This window comes from Rhodococcus sp. BP-160, assembly GCF_019836205.1.
Classification (GTDB): Bacteria; Actinomycetota; Actinomycetes; order Mycobacteriales; family Mycobacteriaceae; genus Rhodococcoides.
The window spans coordinates 1-25,623 of the sequence record NZ_JABUEK010000007.1 but is presented as its reverse complement, the minus strand read 5'-3'; the positions used below and the strand labels follow the sequence as shown (position 1 = coordinate 25,623).

Below are 25,623 nucleotides of genomic sequence, written 5' to 3'. Positions count from 1 at the left end.
AACGGCGATCTTGTCGAGGTTCCCGCTTGCAGCGGGTGGTAAGTCGTCCAGTTCCTGGACCTATCCGGTGAGCGGTGACCATTCGGGTTCGTCGAAGACAAATCGTGTGCAGTGCCCGGAGAGGCGCAGCAACAGGCGCAGGTGTGGGTGTGTGTCGGCTGGATTGGCACGCATCACGGTCACGTCGGTTGCGCTCTCGTGTGTGGAGTGCACGTAGTCCAGGAGCGGGTCCGGCACGTACCCGAGAAGCAGTCCACTGAGGGTGGTGATGCGAATCGCTCGTGGATTCGTCATGTTCGTCGGCTCCGGTTCGAGTGAGAGGGCCTCTCCCGGAGTGAGGGTCGAGATGTGTGCGTGTGCTTCGTCGCTGCTGTGGCGCACTCCGTGAGCGAGGAAGTGAGCGGTGGTCTCGTGGGTGATGCGGTCCCAGGTCGGCAGAGAATCAGCTCGATGGGGTCGCCCTCGCGATGACCTCCCGATGCGGTGAGTATCTCCCATGCGTCGGCATCGGATGCGAGGTCCGGGCCTGCGAGGTACTGCGGGCGGTCCGGGCGCTTCGCGCTCATCACTCGGTCCGCGAACGAGGGGAACAGGCGGGTCGAGCTGTAGTGGCGTCCGGTATCGCCGAACCCGACGATCGGCACGAACGACGGGTCCCTCGTCGCGGCGACGAGGTAGCCGAACTCGTACACGGATCCGGCATCGCTGGAGATCATGTCGAGGTATTCGATTGCGCGGTACGTGCGATCAGAAGCTCCGCGGCGCGTCACTATGAGCCTCGACGTGCGCACACCGGCGGCTGTGCCGGCGGAGGTTGGTGCGAGGTCAGTGGAGGACATCGAGGAGTCGCTTTCGGTTCGTGGCTACGGCTGTGTTCAGGAAGCTACGGGTATGGTCCGACAAGTTCGGGGTGGCGCTGATGACATTCGTCGCATGAGTCCAGGTCGAGAACAGCTAGTCGTTCGCGCCAGTAACGCTGAACCTTGGTGCTCGTCATGGCGAGTGCCTTCGCTGCGAGGTCGGTCAGGTCGATGGCCCTGCCGCCGTCGAACCGCTTCGTCCGCCCCCGGCTACACCACTGTTCGACAGTGCCGAGCTCGACTCGATGGGCGCGGTAGTCGTCTCCGTTCCCGCTGGACAATGCGGATCCGTGGTCGAAGCTCGGGCCGAGGCGCACTGTTCCGGTCGCAGGGTCCTGGACCACCCCCAGTTGTAAGCGTGTCGGTCGGAATTGGCGATCCATGCGTCGAGCACGAGGTACCCGGCGAACACGTCGAAGGCCGGCCAGTCCTCGTATGCGGTGCCGACGGGTCCGCGTAGATCGGTCATGGCCTCGAACACCGCCTTAATCGTGTGACCGCGGCAGGATTCGGAGTCGAACTCGTTGTCGCGTTCGGCCAGCAATGCTGCGCCGGAGGTCCATCCCCAGTGTGGCGGCCGCATGTCGAGGCTTTTGGATCCTGAGACCGAGTTGTCGGTGCCGCGGCGAACGACCGTCGCCAGTTCCGTGTGCGCTGCCGGTACATCGATGAGTCGCGCGAGTTCGTAGGAAATCTGTTCTGCCCAGTCTTCCCCGCGGGTCAGTCGATCAGGTATATCGCCGCGTTCACATCGTTCTTTCGAGAGCATCAGGTCCTTGATGCGGCGCGGTTTGAACAGCCAGTGGCCGTCGTATTGTGATGTGTCCGGGGCCCTGAACCAGCGCTTCTCCTCGGCGCCGCCGGGCTCGGTCTCTCCGCGGGTCCACCCGGCGAGGTCGACGACGCGGTACTGATCAGCCACGCCCCAGACTGTAGGGGCGAATTGTGGAATTGCGTGAGATGGCGCCTATGGTCTGCGCGTCGAGACGGTGATCGCAGCGCCGTCGGTGGTACGCCGCGTCGAGATGATGCTGAAGGGCTTCGGCAGGACCGCGATGCCAAAGCTCGCTTTCGCGTGGGAACCGGAATCTTGCGCCACGGGGAGATGAGCCGTCGACGGACCCTGACTCACCTGCGCTGGCCGCAACCGTCCTGCCGCCGTACCCGCCTCAGCTGCTTGTTCGGGCAACGAGATACGCTGTCCGATAGAGTAATACAGATCTACTGAGTCCAACGGAGAACATTCTCGGTGTCACGAGAGTGTTACAAGTCGGGACGGAAGGAGGTGGACGCCGATGGACGATCGTGCAGCTCAGACCGGTTTTCTCGAGTCCAGGTGCATCCACCTGATCGGGTCGTCGATGCCTTGTAAGCGAGCGGTCTTCGGTTCAATCCCGAAAGGAGGCTCTCTGTAGGCCGCTTACCTGCAGAATGCCCTGAATCCGGGCTCGATGTCACGAGTTGTCACAACTCATTCGTAACTCGTTCGGTGGACTCGGGTTGATGTGGTGGGCTGTTGGGGACTTTGCGCAGAAGTGTCCACTACCGGCGTTGGACTTCCAAGGACTTCTGTGGACGGAAACCACTCGCCTCACGTCGGTCGCCGGTGGCGTGGACGTGTTCGTACCTCGATGGACGGGGTGCACCGTTCGCTTCCAACACATCGATATGGAAGGCCCGGGCCGCCCGACGGAGGCCTGGTTCGGCGCCTGCCGAGGTGCGACGTGGGGGCGGCCCGTGCGGTGTGCGTGGGCAGACTGGGAATCCCGAGTAGGTACCCCTGAGCGAGGGGCACACCGAGGTGGCGCAGCATGTCGAGCTGCCCGGGCCTTTCGACACCTTATGCGATGACCACGGCGTCCAGGCTGTCGGTCAGCTGCACCGGGGAGCGGACGACCGTGGCCATCCCGGGCAGTCGATCGAGCGCGTCGACGAGTACCGGTGCGAGTTTGACGATGTCGACGTCGAGCGCAGCGAGGGCCGACAGGCTGGTGTCGGTGCTGCCGAAGTCGTTGAGTCGTTGAGCCCGACCCGCACGCCGAGGGCGTGCATCTTCGCGATGCCGCGGCGGACGTCCTCGTTGTGCGGCGCGATCGCGTTCTCAGCGATTTCGAGAACCAGTTCCTCGTGTCGTAGCAGACCGGTGCCGAACACGGTTCTCAGTGACGCTTCGAGGTGCGCGGTGTCGAGTTCGACAGGGAGAACGTCGACGTGGATGCGTCCAGGGTGCGGAAAGTCGCCGGCACTGGTGCGATGCGCCGACCGGTGTGCTGCAGGGCGGCGGATGTCAGTTCCGGGAGGATGCCTCCCCGGCTCGCGGCGGCGACCACCGACAGCGGGTCGGCAACTGTATTCCCGCGCGGGAGGCGAAGCAGCGCTTCGGTTCCCCGTATCCGTCCGGTGGCAGTGTCGACGATCGGTTGCAGCAACACCGCGACAGTCGTTACTACGCGGCAAGTTCTTCGAGGGCCCGGTCGAGGTCACCGGCGAATTGTCGACCCGCGCTTGACATGAACTGGTCCGACTCGTTCGGACTTCATCCTCTGTCGGTGCGGTCGAGAATCAATCGAGTGGCTTCTTTCGGTGCGTCCCATTGCGGAAAGTGACCGCATCGCTCGAACCAGTGCAGTACGGCATCGGGGAACAGCTCGGAAGCGCGCGCTGCTTGCTTCGGCACTGTCACCAGATCTCGTCGTCCCCAACCGATTGTGACCCGCCCGGGCACTGTGCCGGACGAGGCGCCTTCCTGCTTCGGCCCGTGGATGAGGGCGTTCACAGCGGCCTCGGTCGACGGGGAGTCGGCGAGCCCGCGCACGTCGGGCAACACGGTGTCGCGCGAGAGCGCCCATGGCCGCGCCGACAACTGTGGCAGCAGCAAGGTCCTTCCCGCATCCATCGATCGCCGAGCGAACGGATCGATGATTGCCGAGTCACCCCCGCGCCGACCCCACCACGGGCGGCCACGTCGACGATGCTGTTCTGCGGGCGGTGATCGAACGGTCCTCGGACATGGTCGTGCTGTGGGACTCCGCCGGGATCGTGCGGTTCGTCAACCCGGCCGGACTGCGCCTTGTCGGGCTCACCGAGAACTTGGCCACGAACGTGACCACGACGGACCATTTCACCCCCGGCGCGACGTCCACCGTCGAGGACGCCGAACACACCGCGCGCGCGAAGCGGCCGTGGCGTGGAATCGGTGAGGTCCGCAGAACCGGCACCGACGTCCCGGTTCCGGTGGTGTTGTCGGCGTTCGTCGTGAGCCGCACCACCGCATCGCATCTGGTCGCCGCACTGATCCGCGAGCGTCCCCGCCACCCACGACTCGACGCCGAGCTCGTCGACGTGGACGCCGCTGACCGGCTCACGACCGGACAGGCAGCGCTCGCCGGGCTCGCGCGGCTCGGTGTCTCCGCCGATCTCGATGCTGTGTCGGCGGCCACGACGACAGCAGCGACCCTGCTCGACGTGCGATCGGCTGCTGTGGCCCGCCGCGGCGCGCCCACGGACCCGTTGCTGCGCATCGACGCGGTCACCGGCACCCTGCGCACCGACGTGGTGGTGCCCGTCGGCGACGGCTCGATGTCCGGTCACGCGTTGGCGCACCGTCAGCTGACGGTGCGCCAGGACGTCGAGACCGAATCCCGATTCGACCGGCGCGAGCTGCTCCGGGGCCGGATGGAGGTCGAAGCCGAATCCGTCGCGTACGTTCTCGCGGGGATCCTGGGACTCGACACCGCCGCCTACAGCGTCGGCTACGTCGCCGGATGGGCCGACGGCAACCTCGACACCGTCACCGACACCGCCCGCGCCGTTCTCGCCACCGTTCACGAGCTCGCCGACGCCCTCGACCCCCACACCGACACCGACAGCGGCGACACCGCCGCCGCTTGACCCGCACCACCGGAAGGAACTCACGTGCCAGCACAAGCATGGGTGACCCTGATCGTCGGCGTCCTCGCCGTCGTCGGGGTCGCCCTCACCATCCGACAACGCACCGTCGCCGACAAACGCGCCCAAGCATGGGACCGCATCACCTGGTGCCTGGACCACACCCTCAGCAAGGACGACGACGAGGCCGAACTCGGCTGGGACGTCTACGCGACCGTCACTGATTCACCTCTCATCACCAAGACAGAGGAGGCAGTTCTGGTCGCGGTGGCAGACCGAGCGATTCGGTCGACGGTGGCGGAACTCGCCGACACAGAGGACACTGACAACCAGAACGAGCAGGAGGACCCGCGATGACCACCACCGAATCCCGCGCAGTCGACAAGACACCGCGACCCCGCGTCGCCGCCGCCGCCGCGCGCGCGTCGATCGCGATGCGCGAACGCAGTGGGCGCGAAGTGCCGCAGTGGATCCGTGACGCCGCAGCAGGCAAGCCGACCACGGTGCCGCCCGAACAGTCCTGACCAGCGAGCACACGCAACGGAGAGGCCCGCACCCCAGGGTGCGGGCCTCTTTCGTGTCCGCAGGCGGCGCCGAAGCCGATGTCGCTACCCGTACAGCCAGGCGGCCGACGCTGCGCTCCGTCCTGTGAAAAGCGTCGTTCTTTCGACACATCTGGCTATCTTCGATCGTGCGGCACTCCCTGCCTCATCGCCAACACCCGACCTCCGCTGCGCTCCGGCCCCTGCGGGGTCCGGAAACTTCTCAGAGCGCCTCCGGCTGAGAACTTTCCGGATCGGGGGCCGGTATCGGTCACTCGCACCGCCGTCATCTGCGCTACGCCAGATGAGGGCGTGAGCAACTGAAGCTTGATGTACCGGAGGAACTCACTAACCAGGCAGCTGGGGGTCTGACTCCGTATGACGCCGAGAGTCGACGCGCCCTGAAACCGACGCCGATCGCCAGATTCGAGAGATCTTGGACCGGGCTCAACTGATCGGGTTCACAGTGGTCGCTCGCGGGCGGGAAAGTGTTCCCTGGCTTCTTCGGCGACCCGATGCAGCAGATTTACGTGTCGGTCAGGTAGGGCATGGCGGGTTCCTACGCCTCCGCGGTCTTCTCGATCGGGAGATGCAATGAGGTCCGCTCGACGAAATCACCGAACTAGATTCCGCGACCTTACCGGTATGCGTGTCCTTCGGCAGAATTCCCGGTATCGAAGGGGCGAGGTCGAAAGGTGCAACACCCACCTTGGGCGTGCTGTGGTCCGCGGCTGCGGCGCTACTGGTGCGCCGTTGCGGATGGTCGGCTTCCTGACACGGACGTCCCACGGTGGTCGGATGGCGGCAACGCGAGGCCACGTATTTCGGTAGGTGTTCGGCCGACCACGTCGTAGTCGCGGTTCAACTCTGCTACAAGCCTTTTCAGGCTACGAGCGTACCCGTATCCGACGCGGAGAGCGGCGACGGCGGCCGCGGGGCCTACTGCACCGCTACGTCTTGCCCTCGTGTCGCCGACGTCCGCAGCCGGCAACGCATGGCTGCCGACTCGCGGTGTCGTCGACCGAATTCTTGCGGAATGTCGAGCGATGTGTCAGCCTTAAACCAATGCATGCGCGCGCAACTAATGCGGGTGCGAGTCGGGAGGCGCCATGAAGATCGCGAACGTACAGGGTCGGGCTGCCCTCGTCGAGAACGGGTTCCGTGTAGATGTGGGAGTCGCAAGCGGGGGGAGATTCGGTCCGTGCATGCCCGAGCTCTACTCGGACTGGCAGCAGTTCACCGAGTGGGCCGAGAGCCGGACGGTTGTCACGGACGGCACGCCTTTCTTGGCGACGGAGGCCGGCCCGCCCAGTCCGGACCCGAGGCAAGTTTTCGCGGTCGGAATCAACTACCGCCAGCACGCCGCCGAAAGTGGCTGGCCGGTACCGGAAGTGCCACTCGTGTTCACGAAGTTCCCGAGCTCGATCACCGGTCCACATGGCGAGATTGCCCTGCCGTCCGACGTCGTCGATTGGGAGGTCGAGGTGGTGGTCGTCATCGGCACCGGCGGACGTCACATCTCGGCGGATCGCGCGCGAGAACACATCGCGGGGGTCACCACGGGGCAGGACCTCTCGGAGCGCCGAGTTCAGATGCGGCCGAAGGACGGACCCCAATACAGCCTGGGCAAGTCGTTCCCCGGATTCGCGCCTATCGGTCCCGTGCTCTACACCACCGACGAGATCCCCGATCTTGCCAGTATTCCGCTCACCTGTGCGTTGAACGGTCGGACCGTTCAGCAGGGATCGACTGCCGACCTGATCTTCTCCATTCCCGAGCTCGTCTCATACTTGTCGGGCATCGTTCGGCTCCTGCCCGGGGACCTGATATTCACCGGCTCGCCCTCCGGGGTCGGCGCCGGCATGACGCCGCCGCGCTTCCTCACCTCTGCCGACACCATCGTGTCCGCGATCATGGACGGCGACGAGATGAGGCAGACCTTCCGCGACGAGATCCGGGACGAACAGTGAGCTGTTCGGAAAGCTCGGCGCAGGCGGTCGATGCCGAGATCGGCGACGTGAATCTCGAAGACTTTCAGCGCTGGCTACGTAGCACGCACTCCATCGACGTCTCGACCTACCACGATCTGCACAGGTGGTCCGTCGACGATATCGAGCAATTCTGGCGCGTCCTCGCCGAGTACTTCGATATCGCGCACACCGGATCCCTCGAGCCGACGCTAGCCGAGTCGGCGATGCCGGGTGCGCGTTGGTTCCCCCACGTCGAGCTGAATTACGTCGAGCAGGTGATGCGGCATCTCGATCAGTCCGGCGTCGCGATCATCGGCGTCTCCGAGACAGGCGAGCAACGACACGTGTCGTGGCCCGAGCTCGCCCGCCAGGTCGGAGCTCTGGCCACCACCCTTCGAGCCGCGGGCATCGGCGAAGGGGACGTCGTCGTCGGATATCTCCCCAATGTTCCCGAGTCCATCGTGGCGTTCCTTGCCGCAGCCGCACTCGGGGCAACCTGGGCCTGCTGCGGACAGGACTTCTCCGGCGAGGCTGCCGAGGCGCGCCTCGGACAGCTCACTCCGAGTGCGCTGGTGACGGCCGACGGCTACCGCTTCGGCGGCAGAACAGTCGACAAGCGCGACGACGTGCGTACGCTCGCGCGTTCCCTCTCGAACGTGCGCCTGACGGTGATCGTTCCCCGCATCGGGCTTTCCATGGACGGCGTTATCGACGCGTCCACCGGCATGAGCTGGTCGAACGCCACCGAGGGCGAACACCCGATTCGGCCTGTTCGGGTTCCTTTCGACCACCCCCTGTGGGTTCTCTTCTCCTCCGGCACCACCGGACGTCCCAAGGGGATAGTGCACGGCCATGGCGGGGTACTGCTGGAGCATCTGAAGCAGATGTGGCTGCATTGGGACCTGACCGACCGAGACGTGTTCTTCTGGTTCACGTCGCCCAGTTGGATGCTGTGGAACATGCAGCCCGCTGCCCTCCTGGTGGGTGCCACCGTCGTCTGCTATGACGGCAGCCCCGACCATCAGTCGCCCGCGACGTTGTGGGACATCGCCAGCCGGAACGGTGTCACCTTGTTCGGTACCAGTCCGGGATATCTCCAACTGAGCGAGAAGAGCGGCGTGGCGCCGAACCGAGACCAGTTGCCGAACCTGCGTCTGATCGGCGCCACGGGCTCTGTGGTCCCCTCCTCCGCCTACCGGTGGGTCGAGGCGCGATTCGGCGTCGACATGCCGCTGCAGAGCATCGCCGGAGGGACCGACATCGTGAGCGGGTTCGCCGGCCCGGTTCCGACCCTGCCCGTGCGCGAAGGCCGTCTGACCGCCGCGCTGCTCGGGGTCGCCCTGGAGTGCTGGGACGATGCGGGTCAGCCTGTCACGGGCCGCATCGGCGAACTCGTCGTCACCGCCCCGCTGCCGTCGATGCCGATCGGGTTCTGGGACGATCCCGGCGGGGAGCGTTACCGTGCGACGTACTTCGATCGGTGGCCGGGCGTGTGGCGCCACGGAGACTGGATCACCATCGACGGCGATGGGTCGGTCCTGTTCCACGGGCGATCCGATGCGACATTGAACCGCAACGGTGTGCGGATGGGTAGTGCGGACATCTACGCCGTCGTCGAGCAGATGCCGGAGGTATTGGAGGCACTCGTGGTGGGCGTCGAGCTCCCCGAGGGGGGCTATTGGATGCCACTGTTCGTCGTACTCCGGCCGGGCGCTGTCCTCGACGATGAGTTGCGCTCGCGCATCGTGAACGCGATCCGGCGGGAAGCCTCGCCACGGCACGTGCCCGATGTGATCCTCCAGGCGTCCGGACTTCCCCACACACGCACCGGAAAGAAGCTCGAGGTGCCCGTGAAGCGCATCCTGCGAGGAGCCGCGGTCGACGACGTCCTCGACGTACGGTCTCTCGACGACGCGTCGTTGCTCGATCAATTCGTTCGGTTATCCAAAACCCTGATTCCCCAACAATAGTGGCGTTCCGCGACTGTCCCGAGCCGCCGGGTGTCGACCGGCATCTCACCACACCTGCACCGGAAGGCACCGATGTCCCACGACAGCGTCGTACTTCTCACCGATCGCGCGTGGCCCGATTCGACCGTCGAGTGCGATCTGTTGCGGGCGGCGGGTCTGACGTTGGTCGAGGGCCCTGCTGCCCCGGCTCCGGGCGACGAGATCGAGCGCCTCGTCGCCCGTCACGACCCGATCGCCGTCATGACCTGCTGGGCGCAGGTCTCGGCCGCGGCCATCGCCGCGTCGAGCAGACTGAAAGTCGTGGCACGGATGGGTGTCGGACTCGACAACATCGCGGTCGACGTGGCGACGCGTCGGGGTGTCCTCGTCACCAACGTGCCCGACTACTGCGTGGAAGAGGTCTCCGACCATGCGGTCGGCATGATGCTCAACTGGACGCGTGGACTCACGATCTTCGACCGCGACGTCCGTTCGGGAACCTGGCAGCCGGCAGCGGCGCTACTCGGCCGTCTGCGTAGCAAGACGGTCGGCATCGTCGGCTACGGCCGGATCGGACACGCCACGGCCCGCAAGCTCGGTGCGTTCGGATGCTCCATCGTCGTCCACAGTGAAAGCCACGCACCGAGACCGGGAGTCGACTGGGCGACGTTGCCCGATCTGCTCTCGCGGAGTGACATCGTGGTCCTGCACCTGCCCTTGACTCCACGAACCGAACTCATCATCGGCGAGAAGGAGCTTCGCTCGATGCGACCCGGTGCACTTCTGGTCAATGTCGGCAGAGGCGGGCTGGTGGACACCGATGCACTCGTCCGGGCACTGGACTCAGGTCACCTCGCCGGGGCCGCTCTCGATGTTCTCGAAAACGAACCGGTTGTCCCGGCCGGCCTGCTGAGCCACCCCGGTGTGACCATTACGCCCCACATAGCCTTCTCGTCGGTCGACTCCGTCCTCGAACTACGTCGCAAGGCGACCGAGGACGTCATTCGCGTCGCGAACGGGCTGTCCCCGAACTACCCCTGCAACGCGCCGGCGATGGTCGCCGCAGACAAGGACGTCACGACGTGAACACGATCAGTGGGATCCATGCCCGGATGATTCTCGACTCCCGCGGTCGTCCCACCGTCGAGGTGGACGTCGCGACGAGTGGCGGCACCGTCGGGCGCGCGGCCGTGCCGTCGGGTGCCTCGACCGGTACCTACGAGGCATGGGAGCTGCGTGACGGCGGAACTGAGTGGGGTGGGCTGGGAGTCGACCGCGCAGTCGCCCACGTCACCTCCGAGATCGCCGACGCGGTCGTCGGCCTCGACGTCCGTGACCAGGAGAAGTTGGACGGCCTGCTGGTCGAACTCGACGGATCGACCCGGCTTCGGCGTCTGGGTGCCAACGCCGTCCTGGCCGTGTCTCTTGCCGCCGCACGTGCTGCGGCGACCTGTCAGCGGTTGTCGCTCCACGACTGGATCGGAATGCTCGTCGGCGGCGACCGATCGCCCACCATACCGTTGCCCATGGTCAACATCCTCAGCGGTGGTCTGCACGCACGTGGCGGAATGGACGTCCAGGACTTCCTCGTCGTCCCCGTCGGAGCCGGGTCCACGCGGCACGCCATCTCGATGTCCGTCGACCTTCGTGCCGCCGCGCAAAAGGCCTTGTCCGCACGCGGACTCAGCACGCTGCTCGCCGACGAGGGCGGTTTGAGTCCGGGTTTCGCCACCGGCGACGATGCCCTCGCCTTCATGGTCGAGGCAATCGAGAGGGCCGGACTGATCCCCGGCCGCGACGTTGCCATCGCGATCGATGTTGCGGCACATACATTATGGGATCCGACAACGAGTTCCTACGCCTTCCGGCGAGAGGGCGTACGCCGAACGACCGCCGAGGTCATCGATCTCGTCGAGGAATGGGTGCACTCGTATCCGATCGTGTCCGTCGAGGACGCCCTGGACGAGGAGGACTGGGAAGGATGGACGGAGCTGACCGCTCGGTTGGACCACCGCGTCAACCTCATCGGCGATGACCTCTTCACCACGAATCCTGTTCGACTCCAGCACGGAATCGATCATGGTGCAGCCAACGGTGTTCTGGTGAAGGTCAACCAGAACGGGACACTTACCGGCACACTCGCCGTGCTGCGAGCGGCGAAGAGCGCAGGTTATGTACCGGTCGTCTCGGCGCGATCCGGTGAGACGGAGGACAGTTTCATCAGCGACCTCGCCGTGGGAACCGCCGCCGGGCAGATCAAGATCGGTTCGATGCGCAACTCCGACCGACTCTCGAAGTACAACCAGTTGTTGCGAATCGACGAGAAGGGTGATGTGCCGTTCGCCGGTACCTCCGCATTACAGCGATGGGAACGCCGGATGGGTTCGCGAGCATGACGACCGACGAGGCCGCGGTGTCCGTCATTCCCGAGGAGGCGCACAAGTTCCTGGTCGACGCCGGGCTCGCCGAGGCTCACGAACCGCAGACGTGGGAGGCCCTCACGGGCGGTGTCTCCTCGGAACTGTGGCACGTCGAGACGACGCGACACTCGCTGTGCGTGAAGGGTGCGTTGGCACGCCTGAACGTGGCGGGGGAGTGGCACGCTCCGCTCGGCCGCAATCAGGTGGAGTGGGACTGGCTGCGTTTTGCCCACCGGACGGTTCCCGGCGCCGTGCCCGTCCCACTGGCGCACGACGCGGATCGCGGATTGTTCGCGATGAGCTATCTACCACCCGTCAGCCATGCTTTGTGGAAGGCCGAGCTGCTGTCGGGACGCGTCGATCCGGCGGCCGCTGCTGCCGTCGGCTCGCTGATCGGTCGGTTGCACGCTGCGAGCGCCGACGATTCCGAGCTGGCCCACGAGTTCGCCACCGACGACAATTTCCGCCAACTGCGGGTCGATCCCTACATGACCAGTACCGCTCGGCGCCATGAGGATCTGGCCGCAGCCATCCGGGCGACGGCGGAAAGGACCATGAGCACTCGACGCGTCCTGATCCACGGAGACGTCAGCCCCAAGAACATTCTCCTGGGCGACAGCGGTCCCGTGCTGCTGGACGCGGAGTGTGCCTGGTTCGGCGATCCCGCTTTCGATGTCGCGTTCGTCCTTGCTCACCTGATGCTCAAGACGATGGTGGTCTCGCACAAGGTCGACGAGCTGCTCGCCAGTGCGGCACTGTTGGTCGCGTCCTACATGAAGCATGTGACCTGGGAAAGCCATCGAGCGCTGAGTGCGCGTGTCGCACAGTTGCTTCCGTTGCTTCTCCTGGCGCGCATCGACGGGCTCTCGCCGGTCGAGTACCTGGACGACCACCAGCGCGACGGCGTTCGATCAGCGGCGCGACGGGGAGTCGCCGCCGACCACGATGATCTGGAACAGGTGCTCGCGCGGACGAGCACCGAGTTCGAACTCGCGAACCGACGCTCGACAGACTGCTAGCGAATGCGCAGTGGCTCCGAGGCAGCGAACTGATGGTTGCCGGTCGCCGCTGCTATCTGTTCGGCGTCGCCCCCGAGGACTGCCTCCACCAGCCGGGCGTGGACGCTGAGTCTATGCCCGAGATACTCCGGCAAGCCGTCCGTGGGGATGACCGATGCGTTGCTGCTCGCCACGATGGACAACAGCTGAAGATAGATGGCGCGCAGCGTCGTGTTCTGGCAGTAGCCGGCCAACTGGCGGTGCAATTCCCAATCGACCTTGAAGAACGTCTCGGGATCGTCCAGCCTCTGCGCCATCTCCGCGACGGTGCTGTGCAGCTCGGCCGCCGCGGACTCGGGAAGATGCTGGGCGGCGTCGAGCAGTAGCGGCAGCTCGAGGGCCTCGCGAGTACGCAGAGCGTCTGCGACGAGCACCTCGTCTGCGGTGACAGAGAGCAGAGACTTGCCGAATTTGACGACGTGCTCCATCGGCGCAGGATCTCCCAGTGGTTCGTCGCCGCTGCTGAGCCGGTCGAGTAGCGACGTCAAGGGGGCGACATCGTCGTCCAGATGGCGGCCGAAATGTTGCTCGACCGCCCGGTTGTGTTCCGGAGTCGCACGGAGCACGACGTCTCGACCTTTCGAGGTGAGCCGCAGGACCACGTTTCTGCGATCGTGCGCCGCAACCTCACGCTCCACCAGACCGGCGCTTGCCATCTTCGCGAGCATGCGACTGGTCCCGCTCTGACTGAGGTTCGTCGTTTCGCTGAAGCGGTGCTGATAGACGGCGTCGCTCGACTCGTACAGGCCGGCGAGCACGATGTACCAGTCGAGGGGGAGTCCGCTCGTCTCCTCGAACTCGCGGGCGATCCTTCCCCCGACTCGCTGGCTGGTCACCCAGAGAGAGCGCCACACCCGGAGTGTGTCCGAGTTTCGACGCGGTGTCTCTGCTCCCATGTTCCGTCCCCTCTGATCGCTCGTGGACCGCCGTGGCAGACGTGCGACGCGACATCGGCGACTGCGCATACCTGACTGAAGCCAGTCTAAATGAAGAAATGCTGGCGCACGCATCTCTGCGAATCAATGCTTGCGCATACATGGCTCGGCTTGTAGAGTGACTCGAGACACAGCAAACAGGGCGGCGCAGGGAAAGGGACTCACGTGGACAACGGAAATGCGGTTCTGTGTGTGACCGTCGACAACCTGGGACGCGCCGCGGAGATCACCCTCGGCCTCGCGAGCCGCCCGGATCCGCACGAGCCGGGAATCCGAGCGCTTCCCCGGGTCCTGGACCTGTTCGAGCGTCTCGGAATTACGGCCACCTTCTTCGTGGAGGGCTGGAACGGGCTGCATCATCCCGAGGCCGTCCACTCGATAGCCGAGCGGGGACACGAGGTAGGACTCCACGGCTGGATGCACGAGAACTGGGACGAACTCACAGACGGCCAACGCGAGTCGCGGCTCTTCGACGGCACCGCAGCGCTCGGACTCGCCGGTGTCGAGCCAATCGGGTTTCGTGCACCTGGTGGCTACCGAGGAAGCCGCACCGCGGAAGTTCTGTGTGAGCTCGGGTACGCCTTCGACGCGAGCATCGATCGCGGTACCGAAGGTGATTTTCCGTCCGTCTCCATGCTGAGTCCCGGAATCCCGAGTGTCCCGTTCAGGTGGGACATGATCGATTTCTGGCAGTACCACATGCACCCCGCCGGGCCCCGCAGCCCCGCCCAGTACCTCGACCATCTCGATCACACGTTAGACGTCGCGATCGCGGAAGGGGGACTGCTCACCTTGGTAGTTCACCCTTTCGAATCGTTCGCGGACGAGGCCAAACTCGCTGTCGTCACCTCCTTTCTGGAACGTGCGACGGCGTCGCCGGACGTCGACGTGCTCAGCGCGGGCACGGTCGCCGCGCGCGCCGCGGCTCAGCTCGCGCCATCGATCTGACCGAAGCGACATCTCCCACCCACCACAAGAAGGAGCACCACCATGTCCGTCACCATTCATCCTCGGGGCATCAACCATCTCGCGATCGCGACACGCGACATCAAGACACAAATCGAATTCTTCACCGACGTTCTCGGCTGCAAGCTCAATGCACTGTTCTGGATGTACAACGTGCCGGATGCATATCACTGCTTCCTCGAGTTGAGTCCCACGTCGTTCGTGTCCTTCGTCCAGCACCCCGACAACCCGGACAAGGTCGAGTTGGGCCTGACTCACTCCGGATTCCCGGGAGGCACGGTTGCGGCCGGCGTCGCTCAGCACATCGCTTTCGATCTGGACAGCATCGAGAACCTGCACGCCATGCGTGATCGGATCCGAAGCAGGGGTGTGTGGGTCATGGGGCCTCTCGACCACGGAACGTGTGAGTCGATCTACTTCGCCGGCCCGGAGAATCTGACTCTCGAGATCACCGCAGGCCAGCCGTTCGATCCCGAATTCTGGATCGACCCGGAGGTGGTCGAACGCGCAGGCATCGACAAGGAGGAACTGGGCCGATTCCTCGACCCGTCCGAGTACGTCAGCCCGGACGGCATCAAGGGCAGCGTTCCTCAACCCGCGCTGGACCTCGACAAGCCCCACATGGAATTTCCTGACGACGGAATCTATCGCCTGAGCGACGAGCAGGTCCGTGAACTCCTCAGTCACACGGAGACTCCGGTCAAGCCGAATCTGTCCTGAAGAACGCCACAGTCGGCCAACGGCGGTAGGGCTCGCTCGCGACGCGAACTCTACCGTCTCGTGACCCTGCGAGCGTGCAAGGACCTCACCCTCGATCGACCATCGGAGACATGAATGACACTCACAGAACCGACGCGGACCAAGGCTCCGGGTGCGGTGGCACCGCTGGTGCGGGAGGCGTGGTACGTCATCGGCGCCCGCAGCGAGTTCGACCGCACGTTGAAGCAGCGAACCGTCCTGGGAGAACCGCTGTGCTACTACGAGGCAAGCGACGGCTCGCTGATCGTGCTCGATGACCGTTGTGCGCACAGGCGTTTCCCGCTCTCCAAGAGCCGACTCGACGGCGACGTCATCCAATGTGGCTACCACGGTTTCCGATACGGCAAGGACGGTGGATGCGTGGGTGTGCCCGGCGGTGCGAACCCCTCGGCGATTCGAGTGCGTTCCTATCCTGCGCTTCACCGGGGACCCTGGGTATGGATCTGGACCGGAAGTGACCCGAGCTCAGCCGATCCCGCGCTCATTCCTTGGCCCGGGGACCAGCTGGCCGGTCGCGACGAGTACATCACCGGCTATACGTGGAATCCCGCCAACTACGGCTTGATTCATGAGAACCTACTCGACCTGACCCACCTGCAATACCTGCACGACGTCGTCGACGACGTGTTCACAGCAGCGGAGCCGGTGATGTTCTCGACCGACGAACTGCCGCGCGGGTTCGCCGACAAGGCGGTGGGCTACTACAAGAACATCGACACCGTCCTCGGGGTTCATGCTCCCAATGTCGGTGCCGACCCCGCGCTGCCCATCATCAAGCGCGCCGCGTACCTGTCCGTCACGCCGGCACTCATGTACGGATTCGAACATATCGATCCGCACGATCCCGATGCCACAGATCTGCGGTCGCTCGCGGTGCTGCACTGCATCACACCGGAGAGCGAGAGTTCCACCCACCAGTTCTGGGCGTACTGGCAGGACGTGCCTCTCGTCATCGATCCCGACACGTTGACGTCGTTCATCAAGGTCGTCTTCGAACAGGATGTCGAGGCGCTGGAATGGCAGCAGGAGTACGTCTCGCGCGATCACCGTCCCGGTGTCGTCGAGGCGAGCGTGTCGGCAGACGCGCCGACTCTTCGCATCCGTCGATTGCTACACCGCTTAGCAGCCGAGCAGAGCTGAGATCCGCCGTGTCGACGACGGAGACCGATTCCCACGCATCGCAGGCCGGTGGGCTCGTCCGCAGCGGCGGTCCGGAGTATGACCTGACCCTCGTCGTCGAGGCGCGGCGCAGCGTCGCGGACGGAGTCCTCGAACTGACGATGCTGAGCGCCGACGGGCGACCGCTGCCCCCATGGACGCCGGGTGCGCACATCGAGCTCCATCTCCCGAACGGCCTCGTGCGCCATTATTCCTTGTGCGGTGACCCCGAGGACGGAACTGCCTGGCGTATTTCCGTACTACGTGAGTCGGAAGGTCGAGGCGGGTCCGCCTACGTTCACGACCTCGCTGCCGTCGGCGACGTCATCGAAGCGCGTGGACCGAGGAATCGGTTCACGCTCGAGCCGGCAGCCCGCTATCGGTTCATCGCCGGAGGAATCGGTATAACACCGATCCTGCCGATGGTGGTCGCAGCCGACGCAGCGGGGGTGGAGTGGACGCTCACGTACGGCGGCCGCACCCGCGCGTCCATGGCATACCTCGACGAGCTTCTGGCCTACGGTGACCGGGTCGTGATACACCCGCAGGACGAATGCGGGATGCTCGATCTCGACGCAGTCGTGCGCAACCCGAGTGCCGACACCCTCGTCTACTGTTGTGGGCCGGGAGTTCTCCTCGACGCGGTTCGACAGCGTTGTGCGACATGGCCTACAGGTGCACTTCACATCGAAAGATTTCGGGCCGACCCGGCCGAGGAGACGGTCCTGACCGACACGTTCGAGGTCGAGATCGCGTCGACGGGTACGAGGTTGTCGGTACCGCCCGGCAGCTCGGTCCTCGAGGTGCTGGAACACGCCGGCGTCGATGTTCTGTCCTCGTGTCGAGAAGGGATCTGCGGCACCTGTGAGACCGGGGTGGTGGCGGGCGAGGTCGACCACCGCGATGCGCTTCTCACCGATGCGGAGCGCGCTGCGAACACCACGATGTTCGTGTGTGTCTCTCGGGCGCGAACTCGTTCGTTGACCCTGGATCTCTGATCGACAGCGGGACCGACAGCGAAAGGCGATCGATGTCGAAACTCGATGTGGTCGAAGCGTGGTTTCGGTGCGTCGAGGATCGAGACTTCGACGCGGTGGCGCAATGGTATGCGCCGGATGCCCTCATCTGGCACAACGACGGCTCGACCGAGCAGACTGTTGCTGAGAACCTTGCCGTGCTCGGTGCCGTCACCGACGTCGTCGGAAACTTGCGGTACGACGTCGTGCGACGATGCGAGGTCGGTGACGGCGTGTTCAGCCAGCACGTTCTTCGCGGCGACCTGCCTGACGGAACGTCGATCGCACTCGACGCGGCCATGTTCATCCGTGTCGTCGACGGTCGGATACAACGGGTCGAGGAGTACATCGACACGGCCCGGGCCGCAGGGTTGTTTCAGGCATTGCGCCGGCGTTCGGTCGAGCTCGGGCCTGAACAGCCTATGGCACAGCATAATCCGTCGAATTACGACCACAATGTGAGGTTTCGATGACAGCCCAGTCCTCCGCCGCGACGAGCAGCGCCGACCACCAGGTCTTCGATCGGTTGCTCTCCGAACGCTACAGCTGCCGGGGGTTCCTGCCCGGCCCGGTTCCCGACGAGACGATCGAGCGAATTCTGCGTACGGCACAGAAGACGGCATCGTGGAACAACGTGCAGTCCTGGAACGTGCACGTAACTCGGGGCGAGGGAACCGAGCGTTTCAGGACGGCGCTCGCCGAACGCGCCGCCTCGGGTGCCGCCCACTCGCGAGACATCCCCGCCCCGCGCGAATACACCGGTGTCTACCTCGCGCGACGTCGCGAGTGCGGGTTCGGTCTCTACAATGCCGTCGGTGTCAGCCGTGGAGACAAGGCCGCATACACCCGGCAGACTGCCCGGAACTTCGTCTTCTTCGACGCCCCTCACGTCGCCATCGTCACGAGCGAGGAGGCGCTCGGCACGTACAGCGCCGTCGACTGCGGCGGCTACGTGGCCAACTTCATGACGGCGGCAGCGTCGTCGGGCGTCGATTCGATTGCCCAGGGCGCTGTGGGTGAGTACGCCGACTTCATTCACGAACACCTTTCCATCCCGCCGAATCGGCTGGTCGTGTGCGGTATCGCATTCGGATACGCCGACCCCGACAATGCAGCCAACACCTTTCGCACCCGGCGTGCCGACCTCGACGACGTCGTCACCTGGGTCGGCGGAAGCCCGGAGCTAACCGGTCCGACCTCACAGTCCGGAGCAGGACTGTCGTGAGCACACGAATCGCCTTCATCGGTCTGGGCAACATGGGCGGCCCGATGGCTGCCAATCTGGTGAAGGCAGGTCACGAGGTGGTCGGGTACGACCCCGTTTCCGAAGCCGGGGAGCGAGCTGCTCGAGACGGAATAGTCATCGCCGAGGATGCGGCCGGAGCAGCAAGTGAGGCAGACGTCGTCATCACGATGCTGCCGTCCGGATCGCACCTGCTCGACGTCTACCGGGGCACGCCGAGGAGTTTGGGCGTTCTCGACGCCGCGCCGTCGAACAGCCTGTTCATCGACTGCTCCACGGTCGCCGTTCACGACTCACGTGCGGCTGCCGGCCTGGCGTTCGGAGCGGGGCACCGCGCCCTCGACGCCCCGGTCTCCGGCGGCGTAGGCGGCGCGTCCGCCGGAACGTTGACCGTCATGGTCGGCGCATCGGACGACGACTGGTCGGCAGCTCACGACGTGTTGACCCCGATGGCCGGCCGCGTCGTGCACTGCGGCTCCAACGGCGCCGGCCAGGCCGCAAAAATCTGCAACAACGCACTTCTCGGCATCTCCATGGTCGCGGTCTCGGAGGCTTTCGTGCTGGGCGAGCGGCTCGGACTGACCCACCAGTCGTTATATGACGTCATCTCGACGGCATCGGGTCAGTGCTGGTCGGTGACGACGTACTGTCCGGTCCCCGGTCCCGTGCCGACCAGTCCGGCGAACCACCACTTCGCGCCCGGTTTCGCCACCGCGTTGATGCTCAAGGACATGGGCCTCGCGCTGAGTGCCGCCGAGGCCACGGGTACCGAGATGCGCCTCGGGCAGATTGCCGAATCGCTGTACCGGCGACTCGACGGCCATGACGGCGTCGCCGTCGACTTCTCTGCAGTCATCGACGAGATACGCGCCGGTGAATCACCGGTGTAGGAACTCACTCCCTGTCCAGAAGGTGGACTCGCGCAGCGTCCGCCTCCACGATCGGAAACAGCCTCAGGGCCAGCGTCAGAAAGAAACGCGATTCCGAGTTGTCGAGGTCGATACGTAGAAGCTTCCCGATCCGCTCGACCCGGTATCGAAGTGTATTCACGTGCACGTGAAGTGCACGCGCGGTCTCGGCGATGCGACGATCCCGCTCGAGGAACACCTTCAGGGTGTGTACGAGATCCGACCCGGTCGTGTCATCAGCATCGAGCAGAGGGCCGAGGGTGTCACGTACGCTGCTGCGGAGGGTCTCCACACCTCCGATGTGGGCGAACAGACGGAACATCCCGAGGTCTTGGCTGGAGACGAAGATCTGGCCGTCACCGGAGAAGTGAGCGACCTGGCGAGCGAAGACAGCCTCCTTCACCGACGTCGGGTAGTCGTCCGCCCGGCGGCACACCGGTCCGAGGCCCGCAGTCAGCCGCGGGGACCCGCAGGCGGTGAGCAAGCCGCGAATCTGCTCCGGCAGCCGACGTTCAGCTGCCGAGTCGGGCACCGGCCACAGCACGATCACCGCACCGTCGAACACGGTTGCCTGGCCGCTGAACGTCCGAGAGCGCATCTCGCGGACGATCGTGTTCAGTACCGGCCTGCTGACCGGATCCTCTCCACCGATGCAGACCACGGCTCGCGCCACCTCGAGGTCCATGCCCAGGAGGGACGAGCGGTTCCAGAGGCGAGCAAGTTCCTCGGTGTTCGCCGTCAACAAGCTATGCACGAACTGATCGGTCAGTCGAATCTCGGTCTCCATAGACGCGCGTCGGCGCGCGAGGTCGAGACCGACGATCTGCGCAAGCGATCGCATGGTGCGACTCGGGGCAGCGCCGTCCGCATCCAAGGTCGTGTTCTCTGCTCCGGGAATCGAGACGGATTGGTGAGGTATACGCGGTTCTTGCACCTCGTCGTCGGTGGTCGTGTCGCGCGAGGGCGCACGACGGTGCACTCCGTGCAGGGTGAGGCGCGCCCCCACGACGCCAGAGACCGCGGCAAGGGCCTCGTCCGCGCTTCGACCCCTCAGCAGCTCGAGGGACACCAAGTCCACGGCGTCGTTGAGACGCTCTGCCGGTACGGCCCGGGCAGCAACGTGTTCCAGCGTCTTCCGCGCCTCGCGTAGTTGTTGCGCGATGCCGGCGAGCCCGACGACGTGCCGCAGCTCGTCCTCGCGGAAGTGCCGTTCGCGGCGAGACAAGAGCACCACCACGCCGGTCACTGCTGTGCCGCTGCGCACCGGTACGGCCGCTGCCGACACGACGCCCTCGCGATGCAGCAGGTCGGGGGGGCCGTGCACCCCTGCCATGGTGCTCGCGTAATCGCGCATCGACACCGGCTCGTCCCGTGCGAGAACCTGTCCTGCAAGACCTTCCGACGCGCTGAGAACCATGTGTCGATGCGTCTCGGGCTGCAGGACGCCGGTGACCGCGACACTGGTGAGCTGGGCCCCGCTGCGATCCAGCCATGCGGCTGCGTCCGCGCCCAGGAGTGAACGGATCGAGGCAAGGGCCGCCATGGGCACGTTCTGAGCGTTGGACGACACAACATCTTGCACAGCCGTGAGGATGTCGTCGGGGGAGATGATTCGCGCGCTCATGGATGAATGCTACGAGGAAATGACGTATCGCCGTCGGATTCGCACATAGAGTGACGGCAGCGTTTGCCGCATGCTCGATGAATGCACGACATCGCAGCTCAGCCCCATCCCGATGCCCCACCGCTCGTCATCGTGGGTGCAGGGCCGGTGGGACTGGTGGCCGCCCTTGCGGCGCGCCATCGGGGCCTACCGGTCGTCGTGGTCGAGGCCGAGCCGGAAGATCGCACTCGCCCCGGTAGTCGCGCCACATTCGTCTTCCGCGAATCCCTGGATCTCCTCGAACGCATCGCACCCGGTGTCACCGAGCCCCTCGTCGATCGCAGCCGCGCCTGGCTCGACCTGCGCACGACGTATGCCGGTCGAGAGGTCTACCACCACCGCTTTCCTCCCGCCCCTCGCGGCCAGTTCGGAATCAGCCTGTCGCAGAGGGATCAGGAGGCGGTTCTGTTGGACCGTTGTCACGCCGAGGCGGTCGAGTTTCGGTGGGCGAACGGGGTGGCTCAGGTCGCGACCGACGCTGACGGCGCAACACTGACGTTGGAAGACGCATCCACGATTCGAGCCGAGTACGTGGTCGCCGCGGATGGCGCGCGGTCGAGTGTGAGGCGGTGCCTCGGCATCGGCATGGACGGTGGTCGCTCGGAGTCGAGCTTCATCATCGTCGACGTCGAGGACGCACCCGAGAATCCGATGTCACTGACCCGCTCGTTCCATTACCGTCATCCAGCGGTCGGCGGGCGCAACGTTCTGATGGTGCCGTTCGGCGGTGGCTGGCGTCTGGACCTCGAATGCAATCCGGGCGACGACGTCGAGCACTTCGCTTCCGAACCGGGTCTGAGCGCGTGGATCACCGCGGTAGCGGGTCCCGGCTATGCCGAGCGTCGGGCGTGGTCGTCGGTCTACCGGTTCAATCATTCGGTAGCCACCAGCTACACCGACCCACATGCACGGGTTCTCCTCGCCGGCGAAGCGGCACATCTGTTTCCCCCGTTCGGCGGTGGTCGCGGGCTCAATTCCGGCATCCCCGATGCAGTGTTCGAGGTCGACGCTGTCGCCGAGGCACTCGCCGCAGAACGTCCCGCTGCGGCAGCGGACATCATCGCGCGTGCGGCGACGGAGCGGCGGGCGGCCGGCCTCCTCAACCGCGATGCAGCCTCGGCTGCCCTCGTGCACATGGAAGGGCGCGGCCGGGTGACTCGGGCACGTCAGCGGCTTGCTGCACTCCTGGCGCCGCACAGTGAACGTTTCGGCAAATGGCTGGACAGGGCTCCGATGGGGCCCACCGTTCCAGTGAATTCCCGCTCACGATTCTGAAAGGCACACCGATGCGACACATCGACGGGGTAAAGGCTCTGACAGCGCTGGTCGGACACCGCCTCGGTGAGAGCGACTGGGTGACGATCGACCAGGCAGCCATCGATGCCTACGCCGACATCAGTTTCGATCACAACTGGATTCACGTCGATCCTGTGCGCGCTGCGGACACGACTTTTCGCGGCACCATCGCGCACGGTGGCCTCTGTCTGGCGGTGGTCGGCGGAAAGCAGCAGGAAATTTTCGTCGTCGACGGGCTGCGGCTCGCGCTCGCCTACGGTTTCGAGAAAGTCCGCTTCCCGCAGGCCGTCGAAGTCGACTCCCGTATCAGGGTGGTCGTCGACCTCGCCGAGGTCCGGCAGAACCAGAACACTGACGCTGTGGATGCACTGTGGCACAACGTCGTCGAGATCGACGGTCTCGACAAGCCGGCGTGTGTCGCCGACATGCTCATTCGGTATTTCCCGGCATCGAACTGAGTGTCGTCGAGCTGCACCGAACACTCGAGTCCTCACCATCAGGAGAGTCATGCCTACCGCAGTCATAGTCGACATCGCCCGCACGGCATCCGGAAAGGGGAAGCCGGGTGGAGCGCTGTCCAGAATCCACCCCGCCGACCTACTTGCTTCCGTCCTACGCAACTTGGTCGAGCGCAACGACCTGGACGCGGCTCTCGTCGACGACGTGATCGCCGGCTGTGTAGGCCAGTTCGGCGAGCAATCGTTCAACATCGCTCGTACTGCCGCTCTCGCAGCGGGATTCCCGGTGTCGGTACCCGCCACCACCGTGGATCGACAGTGCGGCTCCTCGCAGCAGGCTGCGCATTTCGCTGCACAGGGGGTGATCGCCGGCGCGTACGACATCGTCATCGCCTGTGGTGTCGAGTCGATGAGCCGCGTCCCGATGGGCTCGCCCTTCGGCGGCATCGACCCGCTGGTCCCTCTTGCCGACAGGTTTCCGCATCTTCCCAATCAGGGAATCGCCGCCGAGCTCATTGCCGCCCGGTGGCAGCTCGATCGCGATCGACTGGACGGGTTCGCTACCGAGTCTCACCGCCGTGCAACCGCATCCGCGGCTGCATTCGCGCGCGAGATCATGCCGCTCACCTTGCCGGACGGCTCAGAGCACGCTGTGGACGAAACGGTGCGACCCGACACCACCACCGGAGCCCTGTCCATGATGCGCCCTGCCTTTCGCACCGAGCGCATGGCGGTGCAGTACCCGGAGATAAGGTGGGCCATCACCCCCGGCAATTCGTCCCCGCTCACCGACGGCGCATCAGCGGCACTGATCATGAGCGAGGAGAGGGCGCGCCAGCTCGGATTGAGTCCCCGCGCCCGGTTCTGCTGCTTCGCTGTAGCGGGGTCCGACCCCGAGATCATGCTTACAGCACCCATTCCCGCGACGCGAAAGATACTCGACAAGAGCGGTATCTGCATCGACGACATCGACGCTTACGAGGTGAACGAAGCGTTTGCGTCCGTGCCCCTCGCCTGGGCCCACGAATTCGGCGCCGACCCGAACAAACTGAACCCTCGGGGCGGTGCGATCGCTCTGGGTCACCCGCTCGGAGGATCCGGAACCCGTCTTCTGTCGACGCTTCTGCACTACCTGGAGGACACAGGTGGCCGGTACGGGCTCCAGACGATGTGCGAGGGTGGCGGTCTGGCCAATGCGACCTTGATCGAGCGCCTGTGAGAATGTCGACCGCACGAGCTCTCGACCACGCAGGCTTTGTAGTACAGCTGGTTCCCCGGCACGGTTGCATCGTGTCGGAGCCACGACATGAACGTTGCTCGATCTGGACGTCACACAGAGTGCGTCAGTTGCCCTTCGTGAAGGTCGATGACGACGAACTCGGACGGCCTCATCGCTGCTCACGCTGATCGGCAACGGCAACAGTGTCGCCGGGGGGATCGTGACGGACTGCTCGTCGTCGCCGCGTGCAGCGATACGGGGCGCCGTAGAGGAAGGCGAGCAGCTCGGCTTCTACTTCACCGCCGTCGGGACGGGCGCACACTGATCTCGACGGCGCTCGTGCCCCGGCTGTCCGGCGGGTCACCGCCGAAATTAATCGCGATCGCAGGGCTCCTGGTCCAGGCAGGTGCGATCACCGTCCGGATGCTCAGCACCTCGTCGGTCCCGGGCGTGGGGTGCTGGTCGCGTTCCAGGCTGCAGCATCAACAGCATCACCGCCCGTCAGCTCGTCACTCCGGAAACCTGCAGGGCGCGGCCATGTCGAACGACGGCTCCTTCGACCGAGAGTCACCACCACCGCACTCATGCTGGCCTGGGGCGGACCACCGATCGGAGCCGCCTCGGCGGTGCACTGGTCGGACCGTTCGGCCTTCTCCCGACCGAGATACACCAGGTATGCGACACTAATCCACTTCAGGATCGAGAAGGCGGTCGCGCTGGCCAGGATCACGGCAGCCACCCCGGCGGCAGCGGCGCTCATGTGCACCAGCAACCCGCACCGCACCCCACACGCCGCGACCCACCCGGTCCGTCGAGAGGTCACCGCGGCGGGCATCACCACGAACCAGCCGGGTCCTGGCGTCACGTACGCAGAAGAGCGACGCCGCAGAACGCGAGCACTGTCTCGATCGGCATGCGTTCCACTGAACGCGCCGGTAGGTGGGTTCGTCAACGCCCTCGACGGGATGTCGTTCCCTCTGCGAACAAACGCCAAAACATTCACTGCGTCCTGGCATGGGTGGACGCTGAACACATGACATCACCATTGAGTCGGAGCACCTCGTGGCGGTGCAGATTCGGCTCGCCGCAGCCCTGCCCGGCGTGAGTCGGCGGGACGTCGAACAGGTCGTCGCTCGGAGTACGCCCGTTTCGAGGGCCGTTCGGTGCGGGACTTCGTCCCGCTGTTCGTCGAGCGCAACGCACGAGAAGCGCTTCGCTCGGCAGCTGCACACAGAGCACCTGTACACAGCAGCGCACGACCCGCTCAGAATCGTGAGCGGTCGTGCAGGGTGCGGCGAGTCGAGGACCCGCTAGC

General features: G+C 65.2%; 25 protein-coding genes. 19 read left to right on the top strand and 6 right to left on the bottom strand.

The window, feature by feature from the left end:
• Positions 1-60 precede the first annotated feature (60 nt).
• From HQ306_RS22810 to HQ306_RS22805, 3 genes are all read right to left on the bottom strand, one after another.
• Positions 61-498, bottom strand: a complete 438-nt coding sequence (locus HQ306_RS22810; RefSeq protein WP_374197707.1) for an HIRAN domain-containing protein — start codon at positions 496-498, stop codon at positions 61-63.
• Between the two features lie 525 nt (positions 499-1,023).
• Positions 1,024-1,782, bottom strand: a complete 759-nt coding sequence (locus HQ306_RS21530) for a hypothetical protein (RefSeq protein WP_261770410.1) — start codon at positions 1,780-1,782, stop codon at positions 1,024-1,026.
• 1,237 nt (positions 1,783-3,019) lie between these two features.
• A complete protein-coding gene (locus HQ306_RS22805; protein ID WP_222633474.1) occupies positions 3,020-3,292 on the bottom strand; it encodes an EAL domain-containing protein in 273 nt (90 codons plus the stop codon).
• Positions 3,293-3,782: 490 nt separating this feature from the next.
• Between HQ306_RS22805 and HQ306_RS21520 the strand changes: the two genes are divergently transcribed.
• The 8 genes from HQ306_RS21520 to HQ306_RS21485 all read left to right on the top strand — a co-directional run bounded on the left by HQ306_RS21520 (position 3,783) and on the right by HQ306_RS21485 (position 12,648).
• Positions 3,783-4,751 carry a PAS domain S-box protein gene (locus tag HQ306_RS21520; RefSeq protein ID WP_222633473.1) on the top strand — a complete coding sequence of 323 codons (969 nt, stop codon included), beginning with the start codon at positions 3,783-3,785 and terminating at the stop codon, positions 4,749-4,751.
• Positions 4,752-4,775: 24 nt separating this feature from the next.
• A complete protein-coding gene (locus HQ306_RS21515; protein ID WP_222633472.1) occupies positions 4,776-5,105 on the top strand; it encodes a hypothetical protein in 330 nt (109 codons plus the stop codon).
• Positions 5,102-5,272, top strand: coding sequence for a hypothetical protein (locus HQ306_RS21510; protein WP_222633471.1), 171 nt, complete (start codon positions 5,102-5,104; stop codon positions 5,270-5,272). The genes HQ306_RS21515 and HQ306_RS21510 overlap by 4 nt, the downstream gene beginning before the upstream one ends.
• A gap of 1,223 nt (positions 5,273-6,495) precedes the next feature.
• Positions 6,496-7,260 carry a fumarylacetoacetate hydrolase family protein gene (locus HQ306_RS21505; protein WP_261770409.1) on the top strand — a complete coding sequence of 255 codons (765 nt, stop codon included), beginning with the start codon at positions 6,496-6,498 and terminating at the stop codon, positions 7,258-7,260.
• Positions 7,257-9,230, top strand: a complete 1,974-nt coding sequence (locus tag HQ306_RS21500) for an acetoacetate--CoA ligase (RefSeq protein ID WP_222633469.1) — start codon at positions 7,257-7,259, stop codon at positions 9,228-9,230. Before HQ306_RS21505 ends, HQ306_RS21500 begins: the two co-directional genes overlap by 4 nt.
• Positions 9,231-9,302: 72 nt before the next feature.
• Entirely contained in the window at positions 9,303-10,295 is a 993-nt protein-coding gene (locus HQ306_RS21495; protein ID WP_222633468.1) for a C-terminal binding protein, read from the top strand.
• Positions 10,292-11,605, top strand: a complete 1,314-nt coding sequence (eno, locus tag HQ306_RS21490) for a phosphopyruvate hydratase (protein WP_222633467.1) — start codon at positions 10,292-10,294, stop codon at positions 11,603-11,605. Before HQ306_RS21495 ends, eno begins: the two co-directional genes overlap by 4 nt.
• Positions 11,602-12,648 carry a phosphotransferase gene (locus HQ306_RS21485; protein ID WP_222633466.1) on the top strand — a complete coding sequence of 349 codons (1,047 nt, stop codon included), beginning with the start codon at positions 11,602-11,604 and terminating at the stop codon, positions 12,646-12,648. Before eno ends, HQ306_RS21485 begins: the two co-directional genes overlap by 4 nt.
• Here HQ306_RS21485 and HQ306_RS21480 read toward each other — a convergent pair.
• Complete coding sequence (locus HQ306_RS21480; protein ID WP_222633465.1) at positions 12,645-13,523, bottom strand: FCD domain-containing protein; 879 nt, start codon at positions 13,521-13,523, stop codon at positions 12,645-12,647. The two genes, HQ306_RS21485 and HQ306_RS21480, sit on opposite strands and share 4 nt — an antisense overlap.
• Before the next feature lie 291 nt (positions 13,524-13,814).
• Between HQ306_RS21480 and HQ306_RS21475 the strand changes: the two genes are divergently transcribed.
• The 7 genes from HQ306_RS21475 to mmsB all read left to right on the top strand — a co-directional run bounded on the left by HQ306_RS21475 (position 13,815) and on the right by mmsB (position 19,654).
• Complete coding sequence (locus HQ306_RS21475) at positions 13,815-14,570, top strand: polysaccharide deacetylase family protein (protein ID WP_222633464.1); 756 nt, start codon at positions 13,815-13,817, stop codon at positions 14,568-14,570.
• 42 nt (positions 14,571-14,612) lie between these two features.
• Complete coding sequence (locus HQ306_RS21470; RefSeq protein ID WP_222633463.1) at positions 14,613-15,308, top strand: VOC family protein; 696 nt, start codon at positions 14,613-14,615, stop codon at positions 15,306-15,308.
• A gap of 114 nt (positions 15,309-15,422) precedes the next feature.
• Positions 15,423-16,487, top strand: a complete 1,065-nt coding sequence (locus tag HQ306_RS21465; RefSeq protein WP_222633462.1) for a Rieske 2Fe-2S domain-containing protein — start codon at positions 15,423-15,425, stop codon at positions 16,485-16,487.
• 8 nt (positions 16,488-16,495) lie between these two features.
• Positions 16,496-17,503 carry a PDR/VanB family oxidoreductase gene (locus HQ306_RS21460; RefSeq protein WP_308115550.1) on the top strand — a complete coding sequence of 336 codons (1,008 nt, stop codon included), beginning with the start codon at positions 16,496-16,498 and terminating at the stop codon, positions 17,501-17,503.
• Positions 17,504-17,535: 32 nt separating this feature from the next.
• Positions 17,536-17,994, top strand: coding sequence for a nuclear transport factor 2 family protein (locus HQ306_RS21455; protein WP_222633461.1), 459 nt, complete (start codon positions 17,536-17,538; stop codon positions 17,992-17,994).
• Entirely contained in the window at positions 17,991-18,746 is a 756-nt protein-coding gene (locus HQ306_RS21450; protein ID WP_222633460.1) for a nitroreductase, read from the top strand. The genes HQ306_RS21455 and HQ306_RS21450 overlap by 4 nt, the downstream gene beginning before the upstream one ends.
• Positions 18,743-19,654: a 3-hydroxyisobutyrate dehydrogenase gene (mmsB, locus tag HQ306_RS21445; protein WP_222633459.1), complete on the top strand. Its 912-nt coding sequence runs from the start codon at positions 18,743-18,745 to the stop codon at positions 19,652-19,654. The genes HQ306_RS21450 and mmsB overlap by 4 nt, the downstream gene beginning before the upstream one ends.
• Before the next feature lie 4 nt (positions 19,655-19,658).
• Here the strand turns inward: mmsB and HQ306_RS21440 are convergent, their stop codons facing one another.
• Positions 19,659-21,296 carry a helix-turn-helix domain-containing protein gene (locus HQ306_RS21440; protein ID WP_222633458.1) on the bottom strand — a complete coding sequence of 546 codons (1,638 nt, stop codon included), beginning with the start codon at positions 21,294-21,296 and terminating at the stop codon, positions 19,659-19,661.
• An 81-nt stretch (positions 21,297-21,377) separates the two neighbouring features.
• Between HQ306_RS21440 and HQ306_RS21435 the strand changes: the two genes are divergently transcribed.
• The 3 genes from HQ306_RS21435 to HQ306_RS21425 are packed head-to-tail and all read left to right on the top strand — an operon-like array spanning position 21,378 to position 24,308.
• Positions 21,378-22,610 (top strand): FAD-dependent monooxygenase, encoded by a 1,233-nt coding sequence (locus tag HQ306_RS21435; RefSeq protein WP_222633457.1) that lies wholly within the window; start codon positions 21,378-21,380, stop codon positions 22,608-22,610.
• An 11-nt stretch (positions 22,611-22,621) separates the two neighbouring features.
• On the top strand, positions 22,622-23,089 hold the full coding sequence (locus tag HQ306_RS21430; protein WP_222633456.1) for a MaoC family dehydratase: 468 nt from the start codon (positions 22,622-22,624) through the stop codon (positions 23,087-23,089).
• 49 nt (positions 23,090-23,138) lie between these two features.
• A complete protein-coding gene (locus tag HQ306_RS21425; protein ID WP_222633455.1) occupies positions 23,139-24,308 on the top strand; it encodes a thiolase family protein in 1,170 nt (389 codons plus the stop codon).
• Between the two features lie 427 nt (positions 24,309-24,735).
• On the opposite strand, the gene HQ306_RS21420 is transcribed toward HQ306_RS21425, so the two are convergent.
• On the bottom strand, positions 24,736-25,173 hold the full coding sequence (locus HQ306_RS21420; RefSeq protein WP_222633454.1) for a LysE family transporter: 438 nt from the start codon (positions 25,171-25,173) through the stop codon (positions 24,736-24,738).
• 298 nt (positions 25,174-25,471) lie between these two features.
• On the opposite strand from HQ306_RS21420, the gene HQ306_RS22800 reads away from it, so the two are divergent.
• Positions 25,472-25,623: hypothetical protein (locus tag HQ306_RS22800; RefSeq protein WP_374197749.1), on the top strand; the 152-nt coding region annotated here is incomplete at its 3' end.

Coding starts and splice junctions, on each gene's coding strand:
- HQ306_RS22810 (WP_374197707.1), bottom strand. CDS start 498: ATGGGAGATACTCACCGCATCGGGAGGTCATCGCGAGGGCGACCCCAT.
- HQ306_RS21510 (WP_222633471.1), top strand. CDS start 5,102: ATGACCACCACCGAATCCCGCGCAGTCGACAAGACACCGCGACCCCGC.
- HQ306_RS21505 (WP_261770409.1), top strand. CDS start 6,496: ATGCCCGAGCTCTACTCGGACTGGCAGCAGTTCACCGAGTGGGCCGAG.
- HQ306_RS21495 (WP_222633468.1), top strand. CDS start 9,303: ATGTCCCACGACAGCGTCGTACTTCTCACCGATCGCGCGTGGCCCGAT.
- HQ306_RS21485 (WP_222633466.1), top strand. CDS start 11,602: ATGACGACCGACGAGGCCGCGGTGTCCGTCATTCCCGAGGAGGCGCAC.
- HQ306_RS21470 (WP_222633463.1), top strand. CDS start 14,613: ATGTCCGTCACCATTCATCCTCGGGGCATCAACCATCTCGCGATCGCG.
- HQ306_RS21465 (WP_222633462.1), top strand. CDS start 15,423: ATGACACTCACAGAACCGACGCGGACCAAGGCTCCGGGTGCGGTGGCA.
- HQ306_RS21455 (WP_222633461.1), top strand. CDS start 17,536: ATGTCGAAACTCGATGTGGTCGAAGCGTGGTTTCGGTGCGTCGAGGAT.
- HQ306_RS21450 (WP_222633460.1), top strand. CDS start 17,991: ATGACAGCCCAGTCCTCCGCCGCGACGAGCAGCGCCGACCACCAGGTC.
- HQ306_RS21440 (WP_222633458.1), bottom strand. CDS start 21,296: ATGAGCGCGCGAATCATCTCCCCCGACGACATCCTCACGGCTGTGCAA.
- HQ306_RS21435 (WP_222633457.1), top strand. CDS start 21,378: ATGCACGACATCGCAGCTCAGCCCCATCCCGATGCCCCACCGCTCGTC.
- HQ306_RS21430 (WP_222633456.1), top strand. CDS start 22,622: ATGCGACACATCGACGGGGTAAAGGCTCTGACAGCGCTGGTCGGACAC.
- HQ306_RS21425 (WP_222633455.1), top strand. CDS start 23,139: ATGCCTACCGCAGTCATAGTCGACATCGCCCGCACGGCATCCGGAAAG.